The sequence below is a fragment of the Stenotrophomonas sp. genome (assembly GCF_050737575.1).
In the GTDB taxonomy this organism is placed as follows: Bacteria; Pseudomonadota; Gammaproteobacteria; order Xanthomonadales; family Xanthomonadaceae; genus Stenotrophomonas.
On sequence record NZ_JBOHXW010000001.1, the window covers coordinates 622,944 to 641,830 of the forward strand.

The 18,887-nt window shown below is 63.0% G+C and carries 19 protein-coding genes; 6 read left to right on the forward strand and 13 right to left on the reverse strand.

What is annotated here, in order from left to right:
* Positions 1-2 precede the first annotated feature (2 nt).
* Both ACREP4_RS02875 and ACREP4_RS02880 read right to left on the reverse strand, forming a co-directional pair.
* Positions 3-905 (reverse strand): sulfurtransferase, encoded by a 903-nt coding sequence (locus tag ACREP4_RS02875; protein WP_431594680.1) that lies wholly within the window; start codon positions 903-905, stop codon positions 3-5.
* Positions 902-1,705, reverse strand: a complete 804-nt coding sequence (locus ACREP4_RS02880) for a CoA pyrophosphatase (protein ID WP_431594781.1) — start codon at positions 1,703-1,705, stop codon at positions 902-904. The genes ACREP4_RS02875 and ACREP4_RS02880 overlap by 4 nt, the downstream gene beginning before the upstream one ends.
* Before the next feature lie 351 nt (positions 1,706-2,056).
* Here ACREP4_RS02880 and ACREP4_RS02885 point away from each other — a divergent pair, with 351 nt between their 5' ends.
* Positions 2,057-2,491 (forward strand): post-PEP-CTERM-1 domain-containing protein, encoded by a 435-nt coding sequence (locus tag ACREP4_RS02885; protein WP_431594681.1) that lies wholly within the window; start codon positions 2,057-2,059, stop codon positions 2,489-2,491.
* Positions 2,488-4,176 (forward strand): PA domain-containing protein, encoded by a 1,689-nt coding sequence (locus ACREP4_RS02890; RefSeq protein ID WP_431594682.1) that lies wholly within the window; start codon positions 2,488-2,490, stop codon positions 4,174-4,176. Before ACREP4_RS02885 ends, ACREP4_RS02890 begins: the two co-directional genes overlap by 4 nt.
* On the opposite strand, the gene ACREP4_RS02895 is transcribed toward ACREP4_RS02890, so the two are convergent.
* The 3 genes from ACREP4_RS02895 to asnB all read right to left on the reverse strand — a co-directional run bounded on the left by ACREP4_RS02895 (position 4,173) and on the right by asnB (position 7,292).
* Positions 4,173-4,871 (reverse strand): type VI secretion system Vgr family protein, encoded by a 699-nt coding sequence (locus ACREP4_RS02895; protein ID WP_431594683.1) that lies wholly within the window; start codon positions 4,869-4,871, stop codon positions 4,173-4,175. The genes ACREP4_RS02890 and ACREP4_RS02895 overlap by 4 nt on opposite strands.
* Before the next feature lie 221 nt (positions 4,872-5,092).
* A complete protein-coding gene (locus tag ACREP4_RS02900; RefSeq protein ID WP_431594684.1) occupies positions 5,093-5,518 on the reverse strand; it encodes a RidA family protein in 426 nt (141 codons plus the stop codon).
* Positions 5,519-5,606: 88 nt separating this feature from the next.
* Positions 5,607-7,292, reverse strand: a complete 1,686-nt coding sequence (gene asnB / locus ACREP4_RS02905) for an asparagine synthase B (RefSeq protein WP_431594685.1) — start codon at positions 7,290-7,292, stop codon at positions 5,607-5,609.
* Positions 7,293-7,650: 358 nt separating this feature from the next.
* Between asnB and ACREP4_RS02910 the strand changes: the two genes are divergently transcribed.
* Positions 7,651-8,547: a tetratricopeptide repeat protein gene (locus ACREP4_RS02910; RefSeq protein WP_431594686.1), complete on the forward strand. Its 897-nt coding sequence runs from the start codon at positions 7,651-7,653 to the stop codon at positions 8,545-8,547.
* A 103-nt stretch (positions 8,548-8,650) separates the two neighbouring features.
* Positions 8,651-9,334 (forward strand): pentapeptide repeat-containing protein, encoded by a 684-nt coding sequence (locus ACREP4_RS02915; protein WP_431594687.1) that lies wholly within the window; start codon positions 8,651-8,653, stop codon positions 9,332-9,334.
* A 76-nt stretch (positions 9,335-9,410) separates the two neighbouring features.
* Here ACREP4_RS02915 and ACREP4_RS02920 read toward each other — a convergent pair whose 3' ends face one another.
* Both ACREP4_RS02920 and ACREP4_RS02925 read right to left on the reverse strand, forming a co-directional pair.
* On the reverse strand, positions 9,411-10,742 hold the full coding sequence (locus tag ACREP4_RS02920; RefSeq protein ID WP_431594688.1) for an alpha-hydroxy-acid oxidizing protein: 1,332 nt from the start codon (positions 10,740-10,742) through the stop codon (positions 9,411-9,413).
* Between the two features lie 413 nt (positions 10,743-11,155).
* Positions 11,156-11,338 carry a hypothetical protein gene (locus ACREP4_RS02925; RefSeq protein ID WP_431594689.1) on the reverse strand — a complete coding sequence of 61 codons (183 nt, stop codon included), beginning with the start codon at positions 11,336-11,338 and terminating at the stop codon, positions 11,156-11,158.
* A gap of 56 nt (positions 11,339-11,394) precedes the next feature.
* On the opposite strand from ACREP4_RS02925, the gene ACREP4_RS02930 reads away from it, so the two are divergent.
* Positions 11,395-11,556, forward strand: a complete 162-nt coding sequence (locus ACREP4_RS02930; RefSeq protein ID WP_431594690.1) for a hypothetical protein — start codon at positions 11,395-11,397, stop codon at positions 11,554-11,556.
* A 100-nt stretch (positions 11,557-11,656) separates the two neighbouring features.
* Here the strand turns inward: ACREP4_RS02930 and dapE are convergent, their stop codons facing one another.
* The 6 genes from dapE to ACREP4_RS02960 all read right to left on the reverse strand — a co-directional run bounded on the left by dapE (position 11,657) and on the right by ACREP4_RS02960 (position 18,263).
* Positions 11,657-12,784, reverse strand: a complete 1,128-nt coding sequence (gene dapE / locus ACREP4_RS02935) for a succinyl-diaminopimelate desuccinylase (protein WP_431594691.1) — start codon at positions 12,782-12,784, stop codon at positions 11,657-11,659.
* 84 nt (positions 12,785-12,868) lie between these two features.
* Entirely contained in the window at positions 12,869-13,225 is a 357-nt protein-coding gene (locus ACREP4_RS02940; RefSeq protein ID WP_431594692.1) for a Spx/MgsR family RNA polymerase-binding regulatory protein, read from the reverse strand.
* Between the two features lie 265 nt (positions 13,226-13,490).
* A complete protein-coding gene (gene dapD / locus ACREP4_RS02945) occupies positions 13,491-14,576 on the reverse strand; it encodes a 2,3,4,5-tetrahydropyridine-2,6-dicarboxylate N-succinyltransferase (RefSeq protein WP_431594693.1) in 1,086 nt (361 codons plus the stop codon).
* On the reverse strand, positions 14,576-17,224 hold the full coding sequence (locus ACREP4_RS02950; RefSeq protein WP_431594694.1) for a [protein-PII] uridylyltransferase: 2,649 nt from the start codon (positions 17,222-17,224) through the stop codon (positions 14,576-14,578). Before ACREP4_RS02950 ends, dapD begins: the two co-directional genes overlap by 1 nt.
* Positions 17,221-17,997: a type I methionyl aminopeptidase gene (gene map, locus ACREP4_RS02955; RefSeq protein ID WP_152982680.1), complete on the reverse strand. Its 777-nt coding sequence runs from the start codon at positions 17,995-17,997 to the stop codon at positions 17,221-17,223. The genes ACREP4_RS02950 and map overlap by 4 nt, the downstream gene beginning before the upstream one ends.
* Positions 17,982-18,263, reverse strand: a complete 282-nt coding sequence (locus ACREP4_RS02960; RefSeq protein WP_431594695.1) for a hypothetical protein — start codon at positions 18,261-18,263, stop codon at positions 17,982-17,984. The genes map and ACREP4_RS02960 overlap by 16 nt, the downstream gene beginning before the upstream one ends.
* A gap of 95 nt (positions 18,264-18,358) precedes the next feature.
* Between ACREP4_RS02960 and ACREP4_RS02965 the strand changes: the two genes are divergently transcribed.
* Complete coding sequence (locus ACREP4_RS02965) at positions 18,359-18,877, forward strand: Csu type fimbrial protein (protein WP_431594696.1); 519 nt, start codon at positions 18,359-18,361, stop codon at positions 18,875-18,877.
* Positions 18,878-18,887: the final 10 nt, after the last annotated feature.

Consider the following 18,887-nt stretch of genomic DNA (forward strand, 5'->3'; position numbering starts at 1 on the left):
GCTCAGCCGGTCGCCACCGGCCGTTGCGCGTCACTTGACCAACCGCTCCACGAATCCGCAAACACTTTCACGCCATGCAGGCCGACATGTTCAAAGGCCAGCAGCAGGTGGCAAGCGGTCACGCCCGAACCGCACATCACCACCGCTTGATCGGGTGCGTAGTCGGCAAGCAGTGGCTGCAGCTCCGCTCGCAACTCCTGCGCCGGGCGAAAGCGACCCTCGCGCAGATTCATTGCCAATGGCCGATTGAGTGCACCCGGCACATGCCCGGCGATGCGATCAAGCGGCTCCACTTCACCGCGATAACGCTCGGCGGCGCGTGCATCCAACAACCAACCCGGTGCATCCGACAAACGCGACTGCACCTCATCGGCACTGACCACTTGGCTGAGGTCGAACGACCCCGGATACGGCGCCACCGCCGGCACGTTCACCTCACCAGATTGCAACGCATGCCCGGCGGCCTGCCACGCGGCCAAGCCGCCCTCCAGCACCGCGACATCGCGATGCCCGATCAAACGCAGCAGCCACCACAAGCGCGCGGCCGCCATGCTGCCATCGGCGGCGTCGTAAACCACCACCTGCGTGCTGGGCGTGATGCCCCAACGGCCCAGCGTCGCGGCGAAGGCCTCGCTGTCGGGCAACGGGTGTCGGCCGTGACCTTGCTTATCGAGATTGGACAGATCGCGATTCAGATCTGCATAGACCGCGCCGGGAATATGCCCGGCCGCGTATTGAGCGGCACCCGACTGCACATCGGCCAACGAGAAGCGTGCATCCACTACACGCAGCGCGGTGCTGGCGGTGGCGCGCGCATCGACCAACCGCAGGCGTTCTTCATTCAACGCCGCTGCAAGGCCCGGCACATCGACCAGCGTGGTCCAGCCCAGTTCTGTTGTTTTCATCCGAGCAACTCCAAGCGACGACGCAGGTTATAGAGAATGGCGGCGGTGGCGCCCCAGATGCGATGCCCCGGCCATGCGTATTCCATGACATGCCGAACGCGGCCGCGGTGTTCCATTTCCACCAGACGCAGGTTGTCCGGGTTCATCAGGTAATCCAGCGGCACCTCGAACACTTCGGCCACTTCGCCCGGCTCCGGGCGCGCGACAAACGCGGGGTCCACTATCGCCACCACCGGCGTTACGCGGAAGCCGGTGATGGTGATGAAGGGATCCAGATAACCCAGCGCCAGCACTTGGCTGGACGGCAGCGCGATTTCCTCATCACTCTCACGCAGCGCCGCCGCCAGCGCATTGCGGTCGCTGCGTTCCACCCGTCCACCGGGGAAACCCACCTGCCCGCCGTGATTGCGCAGCGCCTCGGTGCGACGCGTCAACAGCACCTGCGTTCCGTTTGCGCGCGGCACCAAGCCTGCCAGCACCGCCGCCTCGACCGGCGGACCGGGAGGCAGCAGGTCTTCCAGTTCTTCGCGGTTCCATCCCGCGCCGCCGGGCGCATTGCCCAGCGGCAGCAAGGCCTGTTGCAGACGCTCGCGGCCAGCCAGCTGCGCGGCAAAGCCGGTGGCCTCATTGGCACGCACAGGCAACACCTGCTCCATCAAACGGCGCCGTTCGCTGTCGCTCATGCGCATCCAACTCCCGATCTCGTTGCCCGTGCGCCAACAGCCCCGGCAGTAACCGTCACTGTCCAGGGTACACAGACCGATGCAGGGGCTGGGTACAGCATTACGCGGTGGATCCATCAATTCAGACATCGCGCTAGCGTAGCGCGCCGCGATGACAGCGCACAGCACTACCGCGCGAGACCTTGGCCTGCCTGCACGCGAATGCCTCTCCCGACGTGCCGCACAGATCAGCGCCGGAAAATCTCCGCCTCGCACTGTACCCACCGTGCCCGCATTTCATTTTGTGAGGCGCATTGAAGCGCGTTGAAGCCCCGTATTTAGCCAAGCAGACTCGTCCTGCCTTCAGGGGGAGGCAGTCACCGCCCGACGCGAAATTCCTCGCCGCAGAACACCGGCTTCAATCCTGCCAGTGCTTGGCCCGGGCGTTTGTCTTTTCGCTTTTCTCAGCCTGCTACGGGAGCTTGAAAAATGAATTTGGCCAGATCCGCTTTGCTGTCTTCGCTTGCGCTGGGCGTATGCCTTGCCGCACACGCCGCCGATGCGCCCACAGACACTCCGCAGCATCCCGCTCCCGCCCAAAGCGGCATGGTCGCAGGCATCGACGCCGCTACCGGCAAGCTGCGCACGCTGACGGACGCTGAAATCCAGGCCCTTTCCAATAAGGCCAACACCATGGCCACCAGCCGTAGCAGCGCCACACCCAATGCGGCCTGGGCAAAAATGCCGCAGACCGAAGCGGACGCGGCCAAGACCTTTCGCAGGCATGCAAATGGCATGACTTCGGCCGAACTGCCAGTCTCCTCGATGAGTTCCCTGACGGCCGAGATCGCCAACGACGGCAGCCTTACCATTCTCGAAAACGGCGCCCCGCTGGGTCATGGCCAGCAGCAGGTGTCCAAATGAAGACCTCATTGCTTTGTGCTGTGGTGGGCGCAAGCCTGTTCGCCGCAACGGCTCAGGCTGCCGTCATCACTCCAGTTAACCAGGATCCCGCCAACAAGGGACTCAATGACCCCAGCCCGCGTGCGCCCGAAGGCGGCAATCCGGGAAAGACCGTCGGAGAGCAACGCCGGCTCGTCTATCAATTCGCGGCCGACCTGTGGGGCTCGGTACTGCAAAGCGAGGTGGAAACACGCGTTGGCGCCAGCTTCCAGGACCTTGAATGCACAGCCACCGGGGGTGTGCTCGGCTCGGCAGGCCCTACCTGGGTAGGTGGCAAGGACCCCACTGCAACCGAACCAGGAATGCTCGCCCACGGTGCCTTGGCCAACGCCATTGAAGGCAAGCGGCTATCTGCAGCTGCCACGGACATCACCAGCCGTTTCAATGCCAATCTCGGCGGCAGGAACCCGAACGGCACGGCGTGCATGACCGGGTCCGGCTGGTACTACGGCCTCGATGGGAAAACACCCGCCGGGCAGATCAACTTCCTTGACGTGGTGATGCACGAGATCGGCCATGGTCTGGGCTTCTCGGGATTCGTCGGCTACACCTCCGGCGTCCTCGGTGAACGCACGGGTGCTTTCCAGTACCGCGGCTATTCGGACGTCTACACACACAATGCGTTCGACAACCTGACCGGCAAGCGCTTTGACGACCCGAGCATGACCAACGCCATGCGTGCGACGTCCATCCGGACGCGCGGCGCCCCGGCTTGGGATGGCGCCAACACCAAGGCCCAGACGGCCTTGTGGCTGGACCCGGCAATCGTGCTCTCGATCCCGGACACCACGCCTGCAGTGGCCAGCCAGTTTTTCGGCACCGCATCGTTCGGCCCTGCTGCCACTCCGGAGAACTTCAGTGGACCGTTAGCCATCGCCAACGATGCAACCGGCACAGATACCGCTGATGCCTGCGAGGCACTACCCGCCGGCAGTCTGACCGGGAAGATCGCCTTCATCAACCGCGGTACCTGCGCGTTCGAGATCAAGGCCTTCAACGCGCAGACCGCCGGCGCGGTGGCTGCCATCATCGGCAACGTTGCTTCTTCCGGCGATCCAGGTACCGCTCCTGGCATGGCGGAAGACGCCAGCGTCGAAGCCACCATTCCCACCGTGAGCGTGAACCTGGCCGATGCACAACGCATCACAACAGCACTGAATGCGGGCACTGCCCTCACTGCGTCATTGGGCAAAGTAGCCGGGCAGATGGCTGGCGCAGACGCAGCCGGACGGGCCTTGCTGTACGCACCGGCAGCCGTTGCCAGTGGCTCTTCGTTCTCGCACTTTGAGAGTGTGTTGATTCCCGATGCATTGATGGAACCAGCCAATAGCGACAACACCGACTCCGCACGCATCGTCGATCTGTCACTGGCCATCTTTGCCGACGAAGGTTGGGTATTGAACAACGGCAATGCGCGCATCGGAACCTGCGACACCGGGGTGAAGCTGTTCAAAAACCCAGGTTTGATTGCCGGCGCCAATGTGCAGGCGCAAGACCGGCTATGCCGCGTCAGTGCCAACGGCAACCGCAGCCTCTATCTGCGCTGCATGAACGACACCGCCGCCGACCTGAAGGCCGTGGGCATGGTGAGCAGCGTCGAACAAGCCGGCATCCGTTCGTGCGCAGCGAAGGTGATCACACCCTAAGTGGCTTGCTGGCGCTCGCTGAACGCCGTGATGCCATCGCTGTCTTCTGCAGCATCGGCGCGATGGAAGCGCAGCGTGCCCAATCCAGGCATTGCCGCTTCCGGCTCAAACACCACCAGCGTGTGCGCGGCATCGCCGGTCTGTGTCTGCTCGATGCGCCATGCCAAACCGGCCTCGGCCAACAGACGTGTAACGAACGCCCAATCGGTTTCGCGGTATTGCGTGGTGATCGCCCGCTTTGGAAGTGCGGACTGCACGTCGAAGCGGAACAGCGCCTGCGGGTAATCCGCGAACACTTGCTCGCAGATGGCGCGAATGTCCCTGTCCTGGAAGATCAGCGCATTGCGACGGAAGCGCAGCAACGCCGTCCACGGCTCCAGCACCAAGCGATAACGGGCCAAACCGCCGTCACTGCCAAGTTGCGCGACTTCCGTACACAAACCGTGCCATTGCCGCAGCGCGCCGTCGGCCAGCCGCAGTTGCAAGGTCAGTGGTTGTTCCAGCCACGGATCGATGTCCAGCAAGGCATCGACGGAAAGGCAATCAATCTGAAAGCGCGGCTCGCCGCAGACGCTTTCTTCGCCCTCAAAGCGTTCCACGATCAGGCCGTCGTGCGGCCCGTGCAGTTGAATCAAACGATGGTGATGCGACAAGGCCGCCAACGAGGCGAGCATTGCCGAGCGCGGGATGTCCATATCGACAGGCTCATGCGGGGGATTGTCAGGCGGGCGGCGCCAAGCACCACCCGCGCGGATTATCCTCGTCTGCACGCAGCGGGCAGGACGCGCGACACCGTTTTTGAGACATATCCGAAGAAGTGGTCAGAATCACTGATCACCCGCAAACGCGAGCGATGCAAAAGAATGTCTGCGCCGCTCCCCCAACTGCCCGCGCAGTGACAACGCGCGGCCTGCGCTTACTTGAGCCGCACGGTCCACTCCACTTCCAGCACTGCCCCCCGATCAAACAGACGGCTGACCTGCACCCAGCTGGCCGCGGGGTACTTCGCGTCGGTGAAGAAGGTCTTGCGCTGCGGAATGACCTTGATCAACGCATCAATGTCGGTGGTGAAAACGGTCTCCTTCACCACATGGCTGCTATCCACACCGAAGCGCTTCAGGATGTCACTCAACTGGCGATAACACGATTCCACCGCCACCGACATGTCCGCACCGGAGCAGGCAATACCCGAGATATGCAGCGTATCGCCATCACGCACGATGCCGCTGTAGCCAATATCGGCCTCCCAGCTCCCCAGCGAATGCCGTTCCAATGCAACGTCCGCGGCATTGGCGGAACAGATGAACAACAGGCTTGAAAGCAGCGGAAAAAGAAAGCGCATGAGTTCCCTCTTCTGTGTTGGATTGAAGTTTCAGCCACATGAAATCCATACAACATGGCCCGCATCATTGCGGGCCATGCTGCACCACTCAGCCAGCCAAGGCTTGCTCGTGCACACCGGCCACGGCGCGGCCGGACGGGTCTGCCATGTTGGCGAAGCTGGCATCCCAGGCAATCGCTGCAGGTGACGAACAGGCAATCGACTTGCCGCCCGGCACCGTTTCCGACGCAGCACGGCTGGGGAAGAACTGCTCGAACAAGTGGCGGTAGTAGTACGCCTCCTTGGTCTGCGGCGGGTTGTACGGGAAGCGCTTGTCGGCGGCCGCCAGCACGCGGTCGCTGACCTGCGCTTCGGCATGCGCCTTCAAGCCGTCAATCCAGCCATAGCCAACGCCATCGCTGAACTGCTCCTTCTGCCGCCACAGGATTTCCTTCGGCAGATAGCCTTCAAACGCCTCGCGCAGCACCGCCTTCTCGATACGACCGCTGGCCTTGTCCACCATCTTGTGGCGCGCATCCATCTTCATCGCCACGTCCATGAACTCGCGATCCAGGAACGGCACGCGCGGCTCCACGCCCCACGCCATCATCGATTTATTGGCGCGCAGGCAATCGTAGTTGTTCAGTGCATCGAGCTTGCGCACCAGTTCCTCGTGGAATTCACGCGCGTTCGGTGCCTTGTGGAAATACAGGTAGCCGCCGAAGATTTCGTCACTGCCCTCGCCGGACAGCACCATCTTCACGCCCATCGCCTTGATCCGCCGCGCCAGCAGGAACATCGGCGTGGACGCGCGAATGGTGGTGACGTCGTACGTCTCCACATGACGGATGACTTCCGGCAGCGCGTCCAGGCCTTCCTCGAAGGTGTACTCGAAACCGTGGTGCACGGTGCCCAGCATTTCTGCCGCCACCTTGGCTGCGGCCAGATCCGGCGAACCCTTCAAGCCGATGGCGAAACTGTGCAGACGCGGCCACCAGGCCTCACTCTGGCCGCCATCTTCAACGCGATGGCGTGCGTAACGCGCGGCCACGGCGGCCACCAGCGACGAATCCAGGCCACCGGAAAGCAGCACGCCGTACGGCACGTCGGTCATCAACTGGCGATGCACCGCGCGCTCGAAGGCTTCGCGCAATTCGGTCAGCGAGACATCCACACCTTCCACCGCGTCGTAGTCGCGCCAAGGGCGTTCGTAGTATTTGGTCAGCGTGTCGGTGCTGCTGTCATACCAATGGCCCGGCGGGAACTGCGCCACATCAGCGCAGGTGTCCGACAGCGATTTCATCTCGGAGGCCACGCACAGGCGGCCCTGCTTGTCGTGGCCCCAATACAGCGGCACCACACCAATCGGGTCGCGGGCGATGATCACCCGGCGCTTGGCTTTGTCCCACAGCGCGAAGGCAAAAATGCCGTTGAGACGGTTGAGGTAGGAGGCCGGTTCGTCCTCCCGGTACAGCGCGTTGATCACTTCACAATCCGAGCCGGTCTGGAACGCGTACGGCTGGGTGAGTTCCTTCTTCAGCTCCTGGTGGTTGTAGATCTCGCCGTTGACGGCCAGTGCCAATTCGCCGTCTTCGGACAGCAGCGGCTGCGAGCCGCCGGACGGGTCAACGATGGCCAGGCGCTCGTGCACCAGGATGGCGCCTGCATCTACATACACACCGCTCCAGTCCGGGCCGCGATGGCGCTGACGCTGGGATTGATCAAGCGCCTGACGACGCAATGCCTGCAGGTCGTCGCCGGGTTGCAGGCCGAAAATGCCGAAGATGGAACACATGGGAAAGCTCCTGGGATTTTGTGGGGACAAACATTCGAAGCAACGGCGACCAGACACTGGAGCCGTTTGGTGTTCCCGCCCGGCATAAAAAAACCCGCATCGACCGATGCGGGTTTTCTGGTGTCCTGAGCGTGTTGCCTGTTCTAGCTCTGGTCGCAGTCCCGCAGTGGCCGCGCACGATTATTCGCGCGCAGATTATTGCGGTTGTTATTGTTGACGGCGGTGGTCAGGAACGAGGACATGGCGCCGACCGTATCCCGGTTTCAGCAGCCACGCAACTGTTGCTTTGGCAACAGATTCAGCGAGCGGGCCGGCGCGCTCCCTGATAATCGCCGGCCTCCTCGCCCGGACCTCATGGATGACCCTCTTCTCACCCCGCGTGATGCTCTGCACCTTTTCCCTGTTCATCTTGACTGCCTGCGGCGCGACCGCGCCAACCCGGCCGATCAGTGACACCGAGCGCGATGCGCTGGCCGCAGCGGCGGATGGTCAGTTCGACTCGGCGATGCGCGTGGCCAGGATGTACCAGGCCTGGAACGACCCGCGTGCGCTGGACTGGTACGCGCGCGCCGCCGCGACCACGCCGCGCACCCACCACACCACCAGTGCCGAAGAACGGCTCGGCACCATTCTGGAACGCGGCCGTCTGGACAGCAGCGACGAGCCGCAGAAGCCCGAGGCCGTGGTGCTCAAGCCATCGCCGCGCAAGGCTTTCCGCTGGTACCAGAGCGCCGCGTACCACGGCTCGCCTTATGCGATGCACGACCTGGAGAAGTGGTACACGCGACAAGGCGACCTGGCGGGCGCATTGCGTTGGCGGTTGCGCTCGGCGGTGTACCAGCGCGAGTTGTACAAACTGGACGCACTGCGCACAGCAACCAGCGGTTCGGCCAAGGCAGGCAGCCCTATTGCGATCGCGCTGTCGTCGAACGCGGCCATCGCACGCATCCAGCGGCAAGCCGCGCGTGGTGACGCCGAAGCGCAGGTTGATCTGGGCGCACTGCATGAAGCCGGCATCGGCGTGGTCGAAAGCAAGGCCGAGGCGTTGCGCTGGTATCAGCGTTCCGGCGAGCAAGGCAATGTCTATGGCCAATACTTCAGCGGCCTGATCCTGGGCCGGGGCGGCAAGGGCATGGAGAAGGATGTGGATGCAGCGGCTGCATGGTTTGCGCGGGCCAACGCGCAGGAGTTCTATCTGGCGCAGGAATCGTATTGGCGCAACGCCATCGCGCCGCCGTTCTTCATCTTCGAGTAGTGGCGTTGCCTGCGCTGCACACACAATCGCGGCCGCAACAAGACTGCATCATCCGCTTGATGTCGCCCAGAATGGCGCGTCAACCGCAGCAGATTTCAGCACCATGAGTACTTCCACGTTCCGCAATGAAACCATCACCCGCGAGCGCATGCAGGCCATCGTCACCGCGCATCCGCGTGCGGCAGTGTTTGAATCCTGCATTCTGGACGGCGGCGATTTCTCGCGATTGGACATGGATGGCTTCCAGTTCAACCAGTGTTCGTTGGCCGGTGCACGCTGGCTGGCCGCGTCGCTGGAAGAAAGCCAGTGGAACAAATGCCGTGGTGGCCAGTGTGATTTCAGCTCGGCCCAACTCAGCGATTCGCGCTTCGACCATTGCGACCTCAACAACAGCTACTGGCGCCGCGCAACGCTCTCGTCGGTGCAGTTCAAGGACTGCAAACTGACCGGCGCGCATCTGCAGGAAGTGACCGGCTGGGCCTTGGAATTCCGCGATTGCCTGCTGGTCAGCGCCGATCTGCGCGGCTTGTCGTTCCGCAGAGCGCAGCTGGAAGGCATGGATTTTTCCGATGCCGATTTGTCCGGCTGCGACTTCCGCGACGCCGTCTTCAACGGCGGCAGCCTGCGCAACGCGCAAACCCGACTGACCCGCTTTGAAGGCGCCGACCTGCGCGACACCGACATCACCGGGCTCAACGTGATGGACGCCAAGCACTTCAAGAAAGCGGTGATCTCGCACCGGCAAGCGGCGGCCGCATTGGCTGCGTTCGGGTTGATTGTTGCTTAGATTAACCCGTGTTTCCGCGGCGTTTCATGCCGAAAGACCCGCTCGTGCCGCGCTTGTCGTGGCGGCACAAAAGTACTCAGGTGCGCAGATAGTCAGGCGATAGATCCTTGACTGACTTCGCCCCCGCCAGCAGCATCGCCACGCTGAGTTCGTCGCGCAGGTGTTCAAGCACGCTCTGCACGCCCTGCGGGCCACCAACGGCCAGGCCGAACAACACTGGCCGCCCGATCGCCACGGCATCGGCACCGAGTGCCAGCGCCCGGAACACATCAATGCCACGGCGAATGCCACTGTCGAAAATCACCGGCACGCGCCCGTCAACCACCTGCACGACCTCGCGCAGCACGCTGATCGCTGCAGGTAAACCATCAAGTTGCCGACCACCGTGGTTGGACACATGGATCGCCGCCGCTCCCCCCTTGATGGCCGTGTCCGCATCGCCCGCACGCAGGATGCCCTTGATGATGACCGGAAGCCCGGTCACCTCACGCACGAAGCCGATGTCCTCCGGTGTGAGGTCTATCTTCTGGCTGCGGAAATCCCCGCCGCCACCATGACGCGGATCGTGATTGCCGAAGGTAAACCCGGGTGGGAATGGCTTCCCGAGTTGAATGAAAGTTTCGTTGTTCCCTGGGCCGATTGCATCGGCGGTGATGATGATGGCGGAATAGCCGGCATCGCGGGCACGTTCAAGCAGGCTGCGGGTCACACCGACGTCCGTATTGAAATACAACTGGAACCATTTCGGCCCGAGCGTGGCGTTTGCAATCTCCTCCAGCGGCCTGGCCGATGCTCCCGACGATTGATACAGCGTGCCGGCCGCAGCCGTACCGGTGACAGTCGCCACTTCGCCATCGGGGTGAACCATGGTGTGTGCCCCGACCGGGGCCACGATGATCGGATACGGCAGCCGATGCCCCAACAGGTCGATCCCAAGATCGATATCGCTGGCGGCGATACCGGCCAACCGGTGCGTCAGGATCGGGAAATCATCAAAGGCACGGCGGTTCTCCCGCAACGTCCATTCGGCACCGGAGGCGCCTGCGACAAACGCATACGCGCCAGCGGTCATCACCAACCTTGCCTGCTCCTGGAGGAGATCCAGGTTGATGATGTCGAGCGAGCGGCTCACTACCGGAGCAACGGCAGCAGCGGTGATGGAAGCCGATGGCGCCTTGGCTTCGGCAAGTGAAGCCGGGGCAGCACGCGCGCCCATGGCGGCGGCCAGGCCTGCCACGGCCCCCTGCATCAGGTTGCGACGGGATATGTTCATGGTTTCCTCTCGTCTCAGACTCAGGAATGTCACCACTCGCCGCGACGACGGCTCAACACTCAGCGATACCTCTTCGGAATGCCGAAAATTTTCGGGTGCGCGGAGCGATCCATTTCCTCGTCGCACCATTGGCATTGCCGTTGTGATGGAACTGCCACCATGGCTGTCCGATCCGAGCAATGGACCGGTACGAATTGCTCTTCACCGGCTCCAATCGGCGCGATGTTCATGGGCTACGTTCGCCGACGGAGTTGGACTGGACTGCGAAAGCGTGCGCCCGTCGTTTGATCGAAAGCCGTATCGGCGTCTGCAGTCCTGGCCTACGGAGCCAACGTCCATCGGATCGCAAGCAGCAACGGTCGCGGAAGTAGCGGCGGCGTCATCACGATGCTTTTCCTTGACGACTCCGAGGATATTCCGAACCCAACAACCTGTCTGCTTCGTGGCGGAAACCCACTTTTCATGGCCACTGTCCCCAATCAGCCGCAGGTACAGTCACAGCAGGTGAATCAGCATGGCCGCCACATGGCCGCACTTTTGCCTGCTGCTCAGCCGGGCAAGCGCTTCTGCAGCCGCTGCGAGGTGAACAGGGCGCCGATTGCCAGCAACGTCAACAGCGCCGAAAGCGGTGCCAGCATCTGCAAGCCCTGATGATCGGCGATATAGCCGCCCATAGCCGATCCCAGCGAAATGCCGATGAAGATCGACGATGAGTTGAGCGCGATGATCATGCCGCGCCAGTCGGGTTCCAACGAAACCATGCGTCGCAGCTGCGAGGGAAATCGAAGTGCCCGGTTTCTCCATGTATGCAGCCTGGCACCCCCGCCACGACGCCGATGCGGCGCACCGCTGGTTGCGCGAGACGTTGCTTGCTTCTGCGGCAGCGGAAGCCGATACGAAGTTGATCGACACGCCACTGCGTGCGCCTTGGGAGCTGAGTGATCGTTGAGTGCGGACCGGCGGCTTCCCCGCCGCCGCATCAAGCTCCCCGGACAGGAATCATCACTTGAATCGCAGCGGCGTTTTCAGCAGCCTCGCACCGGCAGACTTCAGGCGAGCAGTTTTTCGATCAACTTGCGATACAGATCCGGCAGCAATTCAAGATCGGCCACCCGCACGTTTTCATCCACCTGATGAATGCTGGCATTCACCGGCCCCACTTCAATGCACTGCGCGCCCAACGGCGCGATGAAGCGGGCGTCGGACGTGCCGCCGCCGGTGCTTTCTTCCGGCGCGGCACCCGCGAATTCAGCCAGCACGTCGCGCGCGACGCTGCGCAGGCGCCCTTCCGGCGTGTAGAACGGCTCGCCGCTGCGGTGCCACTGCAGCTCGTAGTCCAGACCGTGGCGATCCAGCAGCGCGGTGATTTCCGCCTCCAACGTCTCGGCACTCCAATGCGGGTTGTAGCGCAGGTTGAACATCACCTGCAGCTCGCCCGGGATGACGTTGTTGGCGCCGGTGCCGGCATTGATGTTTGAAATCTGCAGACTGGTCGACGGGAAACTTTCGTAACCATCGTCCCAATGCCGCGCGGTGAGTTCGGCCAAGGCCGGCGCCGCCAGATGAATCGGATTGCGCGCCTTGTCCGGATACGCAACGTGGCCCTGCACGCCCTTGACCCGCAGCTTGGCCGACAGACTGCCGCGACGCCCCACGCGCAGCAGGTCGCCCAGTTTCGCAGTGGAGGACGGCTCGCCGGTGATGCACCAATCAATGCCCTGCCCGCGCTCACGGAACAACCTGGCGACGTGGCGCACGCCATCAATGGCATCGCCTTCTTCATCGCTGGTCAGCAACACCGCCAGCGTGCCCGGATGATCCGGATGTGCGGCAACAAACTGTTCGGCTGCAACCACGAATGCAGCGACGCTGCCTTTCATGTCGGCCGCACCGCGCCCGTACAGCACGCCATCGCGCACCTGCGGCTGGAAGGGATCGCTGGCCCAGGTGTCGACCGGGCCGGTCGGTACGACATCGGTATGTCCAAGCAACACCAGCACCGGTGCACCGGTGCCATGCGTGGCCCACAGGTTATCGACGTCACCCAGGCGCAGGTGCTCGCAGGTGAAGCCTGTCGCCGCCAGACGATCACCGATCAACTGCTGGCAGCCGGCGTCTTCCGGCGTCACCGAGGGGCGTGCGATCAGGTCGCAGGTCAGGTCGAATACGTCGCTCATGGGGGCCTTGATTGGGAGCGGCGAGGCTCCCTGGTTGATACGTTGTCAGTGGTTTTGCGCCTGAAGCCGCGCCTACCGGGGATGTCAGTCGATGTTGAAACGCTTCTTGAAACCGTTGTCGCTGAAGCCTTGGCTGAACTCACCATCGTCGGTGATGACGACGGGACGTCGGATCAACTGCGGGTACTCACGCAGCAACAGCTTCCATTCGGCATCGGTCGCGGCGCCCTTGCGGTTGTCCGGCAGTTGTCGCCATGTGGTCGACGACTTGTTGATCAGCGCTTCGAGCCCACCGGCGTTGCTCCCCCACTCGATCAAGGTTTCCGGAGTGGGCGTGTTGTCGCGGTAATCGACGAAGGTGTAAGCGACGTTGAAGCGGTCCAGCCACTTGGTGGCTTTCTTGCAGGTGTCGCAGTTCTTGAGTCCGTAGATCGTGGTCATTCTGAAATCCAAAGCTCGCAATGATGTACTCCCCTCTCCCGTTTAAGGGAGAGGGGCTGGGGGTGAGGGCGCCTTTAAAGCCCGTAGAGCAAAAGCATTCCCCTCATCCGCCCCTTCGGGGCACCTTCTCCCGCAAGCGGGAGAAGGAAAAAGAACAGAGCGCTGCGCCTTCGCCCGCCCCTTCGGGGCACCTTCCCCCGGAAAGGGGCTGCAGTCCCGCAAGCGGGAGAAGGAAAAACACAGGGCGCCGCACCTCCGGCAAGATTCAGTCCGCCAACCCACGCAACAGGTCATTCACGCTGGTCTTGCTGCGGGTACGCGCGTCCACCTGCTTGACGATGACCGCGCAGTACAGCGAATGCGTGCCGTCCTTGGACGGCAGCGAGCCGCTGACCACCACGCTGTACGGCGGCACATAGCCGTAAGTGACTTCGCCGGTAGCGCGGTTGTAGATGCGGGTGCTCTGACTCAGGAACACGCCCATGCCGATCACACTGTGGTGACCGACGACCACGCCTTCCACCACTTCCGAACGTGCGCCGATGAAGCAATGGTCTTCGATGATGGTCGGGCTGGCCTGCAGCGGCTCCAACACGCCGCCGATGCCGGCGCCGCCGGACAGGTGGCAATGCTTGCCAATCTGCGCGCAGGAACCGACCGTCGCCCAGGTATCGACCATGGTGCCTTCGCCCACATGCGCACCAATGTTGGTGAAGCTCGGCATCAGCACCACATCCTTGCCGAAGTGTGTGCCACGGCGTGCAATCGCACCGGGCACCACGCGCACGCCGGCCTGGCGGAAGCGGGTTTCGTCGTAGCCTTCAAAGCGCGACTCCACCTTGTCCCAGAACGGTGCCGGGCTGCCTTCCATCACGGTCATGTCGTTGACGCGGAAGTACAGCAGCACTGCCTTTTTCAACCATTCGTTGACCTTCCAGCCACCGTTGCCATCCGGCTCGGCGACGCGGAATTCACCGGACTCCAAACCATCGATCACGCGGTTCACCAGCGGACGGGTCGAGCCTTCGATCTCGTCCATCGTCAACATCGCGCGGCGCTCGAACGCGCTCTCGATGCTGAACTTCATTTCCGCTACGCCCGGTGCAGGCGGCTTGCGCAGGCTGCGTGCACCCAACGCTTCAGTAGCGGTCGGCTTGACCGCCTTCGGCTTGGCGGCAGCCGCCTTCTTCAGCGGCGCCTTGACCGGCTTGGCTGCGGGCTTCGCTGCGGCCTTGACCGGTGCCAGCGCCTTTTTGGCGACGACCTTTTTCACAACCGGCTTGGCAGCAGGCTTGGCGGTCGTGCTCTTCTTTGCGGCGGGCTTCTTGGCAGCAGGCTTCTTGGTGGCCATCAGTGGGGGTCTCCAGGCGTTCTATCGGGTTCCAGACAAGTCATCAACGCGTCGCGCAGTGCCTGCCTGGAGGTTTCAGTAAGGGGTTGATCGTGGCGATCAGTCAGTTGGAACTGATCCTCGGCGCGTTCGCCGAATGTGGCGATGCGCGCGTCCTGCACACGCAGCCGTTGGTCGCGCAGCACATGCGCCACGTCGGCTAGCAGACCAGGGCGATCAGGCGCTACCAGATTCAACACGGTGCGATCGCGTTGACTGGATTCAAGGAACTCGATGCGCGGCGCGAAGCGGAAGTGCTTCAGCTGCCGTGGCATCACCCGCCGCGCCGGGCGCAGGATCTGGATATTGCCGGCCAGCGCCTTGCGCAGCGCCGCTTCCAGCCGCGCGGTGTCGCCGTCGGCAAAGCTGCCGACCGGCGTGACTTCAAACGTATCGAAAATGGTGTCGTCCGGGCCGTCCAGCACGCGAGCGCGATGGATGCCGTAACCGGCGCGGTCCAGCGTCATCACGATGGCGGCGAACAAACCATCGCGATCCGGCGAATGCACGAACACTTCCAGCGCGTCACTTTCCGGGGTGATCCGGCGCACTTTCACCAGCGTGCCGCCCTTGCGGATCTCCACCAGCGACGCGGCCTGCCACACCAATTGCTCGGGACGGAAACGTACGAAGCTTTCATCCGGCATCGCCGCAAACTGGCGGTCGATCACCGCATCGGCGTAACCAAGCAGGTTCATTTGTTCGCGCACGTTGTCGCGCGCTTCCAGCACGCGTTCGGCTTCGGGCAAAGCGAACTCGACACCTTCGCGCAGCGCGCGGCGGGTAGCGAAATACAGGTCGGCCAGCAGCCGATCCTTCCATGCGTTCCAGAGTTTCGGACTGGTGCCGGCGATGTCGGCGCAGGTCAGCAGATACAGATAATCCAGGCGATCACGGTCGCCGACCAGTGCGGCAAAACGGTGGATCACATCCGGATCGGTGATGTCCTGCTTCTGTGCCGTCACCGACATGCGCAGGTGCTGCTCCACCAACCAGGCCACCAGCTCGGTGTCGGAACTGCTCACACCATTGGCGACGCAGAACTCGCGCGCATCCACCGCACCCAGTTCGGAATGATCACCACCGCGGCCCTTGGCGATGTCATGGAACAAGCCGGCCAACAGCAACAGTTCCGGCTTGCGCAGGCGCGGCCACACTTCATGGGCGATGGAAAAACGCTCGTCCGGACGCCCGGAGGAAAACAAGCCGATGTTCCGCAGCACCATCAGCGTGTGCTGATCGACGGTGTACACATGGAACAGATCGAACTGCATGCGCCCGGACACCTGCGCGAACGCCGGAATCCACTGCCCAAGCACGCCGAGGCGGGCCATGCGCGCCAAGGTATCGACCGCACGCGGGCCACGCAGCAGCGCCATGAACTGGTCGCGCACTACCTCGTCCACCTGCGTATAGGCAGGAATTTCATCCAGCATTTCTGCCAGGCCGCGCGCGGTCATCGAGTGCAGGCCGCGCACATCCGAGGTACGCGCCCAGCAGGCAAACAGCGCGAAGATGCTGCGCACATCGCCGTGCGGCCACAGCGGATCATCAGCCGACAAATAACCTCGTCGTAGCGAGAATCCATCGCCCACCGACTCCGGTGCTGCCTCGCCGTCGAACTGTTCTTCAAAGCGCTGCAGCAGGCGGTCGCTGATACGACGAATTACCGCCGCACTGCGATAGAAGCCCTGCATCATTTTTTCCACGCCCAGGCTTTCGACGTCGTCGCCGAAACCCATGCGCGCAGCCAACGTCTTCTGGTAGTCGAAACGCAGCCGCTCTTCAGCGCGCTGCGCCACCAGATGCAGGCCAAAGCGCAGCCGCGCGAGCACCAGTCGCTCGCGCTTGAGCGCGGCGGCTTCGTCCAGACCCAAGTGGCCCAGGCCGACCAGTGCGTCGATATTGCTCACGCCGAACGCGCGCAGCGCCATCCAGCCGAGCGTATTGAGATCACGCAGACCGCCGGGGCCATCCTTGATGTCTGGTTCCAGATTGTCGGCGGTGTCGCCAAAACGCTGATGGCGCTGCAACAGCTCATCGCGTTTGGCCAGAAAGAATTCGCGTGGCGGCCAGATCAGACTCGGCGACACAGCGCGCGCCAAGCCATGCTGCGCCGTCGCGTCAGCACACAACGGGCGCGCTTCAATCAGCGCGGTCAGCACGGTCTGGTCGGCGGCAGCCTGCGCGCATTGTGCCGCTGAACGCACCGCATGGCTGGCCGGCAAACCGGCGTCCCACAGCAACGCAAACAAGCGTGCGAGCGCCGCTTCGTGCGCCTGCTGGATCTCAGATTCGCCGAGCACCAGCAGGTCGATGTCCGAACGCGGGAACAACTCACCGCGTCCGTAGCCGCCCACTGCAAACAGCGCCAAGCCGGCATCGCCGGAAATGCAGCGCTGCCACGCTTCGCGGATCAGCTGATCGGCAGCGCGCGCGCGCACGCCAAGCAGGCGCTCGACGTTGTCGCCCTGCTCGAAGCGTTTACTCAAGCCAGCATCGGTGTGTGCGAGTGACTGCCGCGCCTGCGCGGCCCACTGTGCATCACCGGCAGAATCTGCCGGCGCGTCCGGTACGTTATCGACCAGGCCCGCCGGCAGTTGACTCATGCCTGCGCGGATTCGGCTGGCGACAGCGTCAGCACTTCCACACCGTCTTCGGTCACCGCGATCATGTGTTCCCACTGCGCCGAGAGCTTGCGGTCCTTGGTCACCACGGTCCAACCATCGGGCAGCACCTTGGTGTAACGGGTGCCTTCGTTGATCATCGGTTCGATGGTGAAGGTCATGCCGGCCTTGAGCACCAGGCCCTGGCCCGGACGGCCGTAATGCAGCACCTGCGGTTCGTCGTGATAGACCTTGCCGATGCCGTGGCCGCAGTACTCACGCACCACGGAAAAACGCTCGGACTCGGCGTATTCCTGGATGGCGTGGCCCACGTCTCCGAGCGTCGCGCCTGGCTTGACCGCACGGATGCCGCGCCACATCGCTTCCTTGGTGGTTTCCACCAAGCGCTTTGCCATCACCGACGGCGTGCCGACGTAGTACATGCGACTGGTGTCGCCGTGCCAACCGTCCTTGATGACGGTCACGTCGATGTTGACGATGTCCCCGTCCTTCAACACCTTGGCTTCGCTGGGAATGCCGTGGCAGATGACGTTGTTGACCGAGGCGCACACGGTCTTGGGGAACCCGCGGTAGCCCACGTTGGCCGGAATCGCACCTTGCACATTGATGATGTGGTCGTGGCAGATGCGGTCCAGCTCTTCGGTGGTCACACCGGGCTTGACGTGGGGGGCGACGATGTCGAGCACCTCGGCCGCCAGGCGGCCGGCGATGCGCATCTTTTCGATTTCTTCAGGGGTTTTCAGTTGGATTGCCATCTGCCGATTATCGCCCATTTGGAGGGGATCACTGAACCTTTCACATTATTGAACGGCTTGGCACGGGCCTGCACCCTGTCGCCCGGCCAGCGCTCCGGGCCAACGCGCCTGCCAGACCCTGCTAAATCTTCCATCAGCGGATTGCTATCAGGCCATTCCCAAACTGACAGTAGACCTGTCGGATCAACGCCTCTTTCGTGCACAAACATCACAAAAAAAGGCCATTGAGTCATATCTGAGCCGGCGATCCAGTCTTCAGGGGACACACTGAATCCCGCACCGGCTGCCGCGTCCTTGCCTTGCCAAGAGGGCTCGCCGACACGGCAGCCGGTGCTCTTCCCCTCACCGCTCAAGGATCACCATGAACGTCCGCACCACCTCCCTGCTCGCCGGCCTGCTGGCCGTTGCTCTGCTGCCGGGCGCGGCCCATGCCAAAACCGATGTCACCACCACCTTCCAGGTGAAGGTCAAGATCACCGAATCCTGCAACGTGACTACAGTCACCGCCACTGACGTCGATTTCGGCGAAGTTGCCCGCACCACCGACCCGGTCGCGATCGATGCAGACGGCGCATTGAACGTGAACTGCTCCAAGGGCACGCCTTACCAGATCGGCATGAATGCCGGGGCCAACTCCACCAGCGCCACCGCAAGTGCCAATAACCGCAGAATGGCTAGCGGATCCAGGCATGTTTCCTACGGCTTGTACGTCGATGCCGCAAGGAGCGAATTCTGGGATACCGCCGGCAGTACCAACACCGTCAGCGGCGTCGGCAACGGGGTCAACCAGCCCATCCCGGTTTACGGTCGTATCCAGGACGCTCCGAACGTTCCCGCCGGCGTTTACACCGACACCGTCACCGCCACCGTCACCTACTGAGCGGGCGCCC

Excerpts from the sequence above, each read along its gene's own strand:
- ACREP4_RS02950 (WP_431594694.1), bottom strand. The coding sequence starts at position 17,224 with ATGAGTCAACTGCCGGCGGGCCTGGTCGATAACGTACCGGACGCGCCG.
- ACREP4_RS02925 (WP_431594689.1), bottom strand. The coding sequence starts at position 11,338 with ATGATCATCGCGCTCAACTCATCGTCGATCTTCATCGGCATTTCGCTG.
- ACREP4_RS02900 (WP_431594684.1), bottom strand. The coding sequence starts at position 5,518 with ATGCGCTTTCTTTTTCCGCTGCTTTCAAGCCTGTTGTTCATCTGTTCC.
- asnB (WP_431594685.1), bottom strand. The coding sequence starts at position 7,292 with ATGTGTTCCATCTTCGGCATTTTCGGCCTGCAACCCGGCGACGACCTG.
- ACREP4_RS02880 (WP_431594781.1), bottom strand. The coding sequence starts at position 1,705 with ATGGATCCACCGCGTAATGCTGTACCCAGCCCCTGCATCGGTCTGTGT.
- map (WP_152982680.1), bottom strand. The coding sequence starts at position 17,997 with ATGGCAATCCAACTGAAAACCCCTGAAGAAATCGAAAAGATGCGCATC.
- ACREP4_RS02895 (WP_431594683.1), bottom strand. The coding sequence starts at position 4,871 with ATGGACATCCCGCGCTCGGCAATGCTCGCCTCGTTGGCGGCCTTGTCG.
- ACREP4_RS02920 (WP_431594688.1), bottom strand. The coding sequence starts at position 10,742 with ATGCCAATGGTGCGACGAGGAAATGGATCGCTCCGCGCACCCGAAAAT.
- dapD (WP_431594693.1), bottom strand. The coding sequence starts at position 14,576 with ATGGCCACCAAGAAGCCTGCTGCCAAGAAGCCCGCCGCAAAGAAGAGC.
- ACREP4_RS02885 (WP_431594681.1), top strand. The coding sequence starts at position 2,057 with ATGAATTTGGCCAGATCCGCTTTGCTGTCTTCGCTTGCGCTGGGCGTA.
- ACREP4_RS02940 (WP_431594692.1), bottom strand. The coding sequence starts at position 13,225 with ATGACCACGATCTACGGACTCAAGAACTGCGACACCTGCAAGAAAGCC.
- ACREP4_RS02965 (WP_431594696.1), top strand. The coding sequence starts at position 18,359 with ATGAACGTCCGCACCACCTCCCTGCTCGCCGGCCTGCTGGCCGTTGCT.
- ACREP4_RS02875 (WP_431594680.1), bottom strand. The coding sequence starts at position 905 with ATGAAAACAACAGAACTGGGCTGGACCACGCTGGTCGATGTGCCGGGC.
- ACREP4_RS02910 (WP_431594686.1), top strand. The coding sequence starts at position 7,651 with ATGACCCTCTTCTCACCCCGCGTGATGCTCTGCACCTTTTCCCTGTTC.
- ACREP4_RS02890 (WP_431594682.1), top strand. The coding sequence starts at position 2,488 with ATGAAGACCTCATTGCTTTGTGCTGTGGTGGGCGCAAGCCTGTTCGCC.
- dapE (WP_431594691.1), bottom strand. The coding sequence starts at position 12,784 with ATGAGCGACGTATTCGACCTGACCTGCGACCTGATCGCACGCCCCTCG.
- ACREP4_RS02915 (WP_431594687.1), top strand. The coding sequence starts at position 8,651 with ATGAGTACTTCCACGTTCCGCAATGAAACCATCACCCGCGAGCGCATG.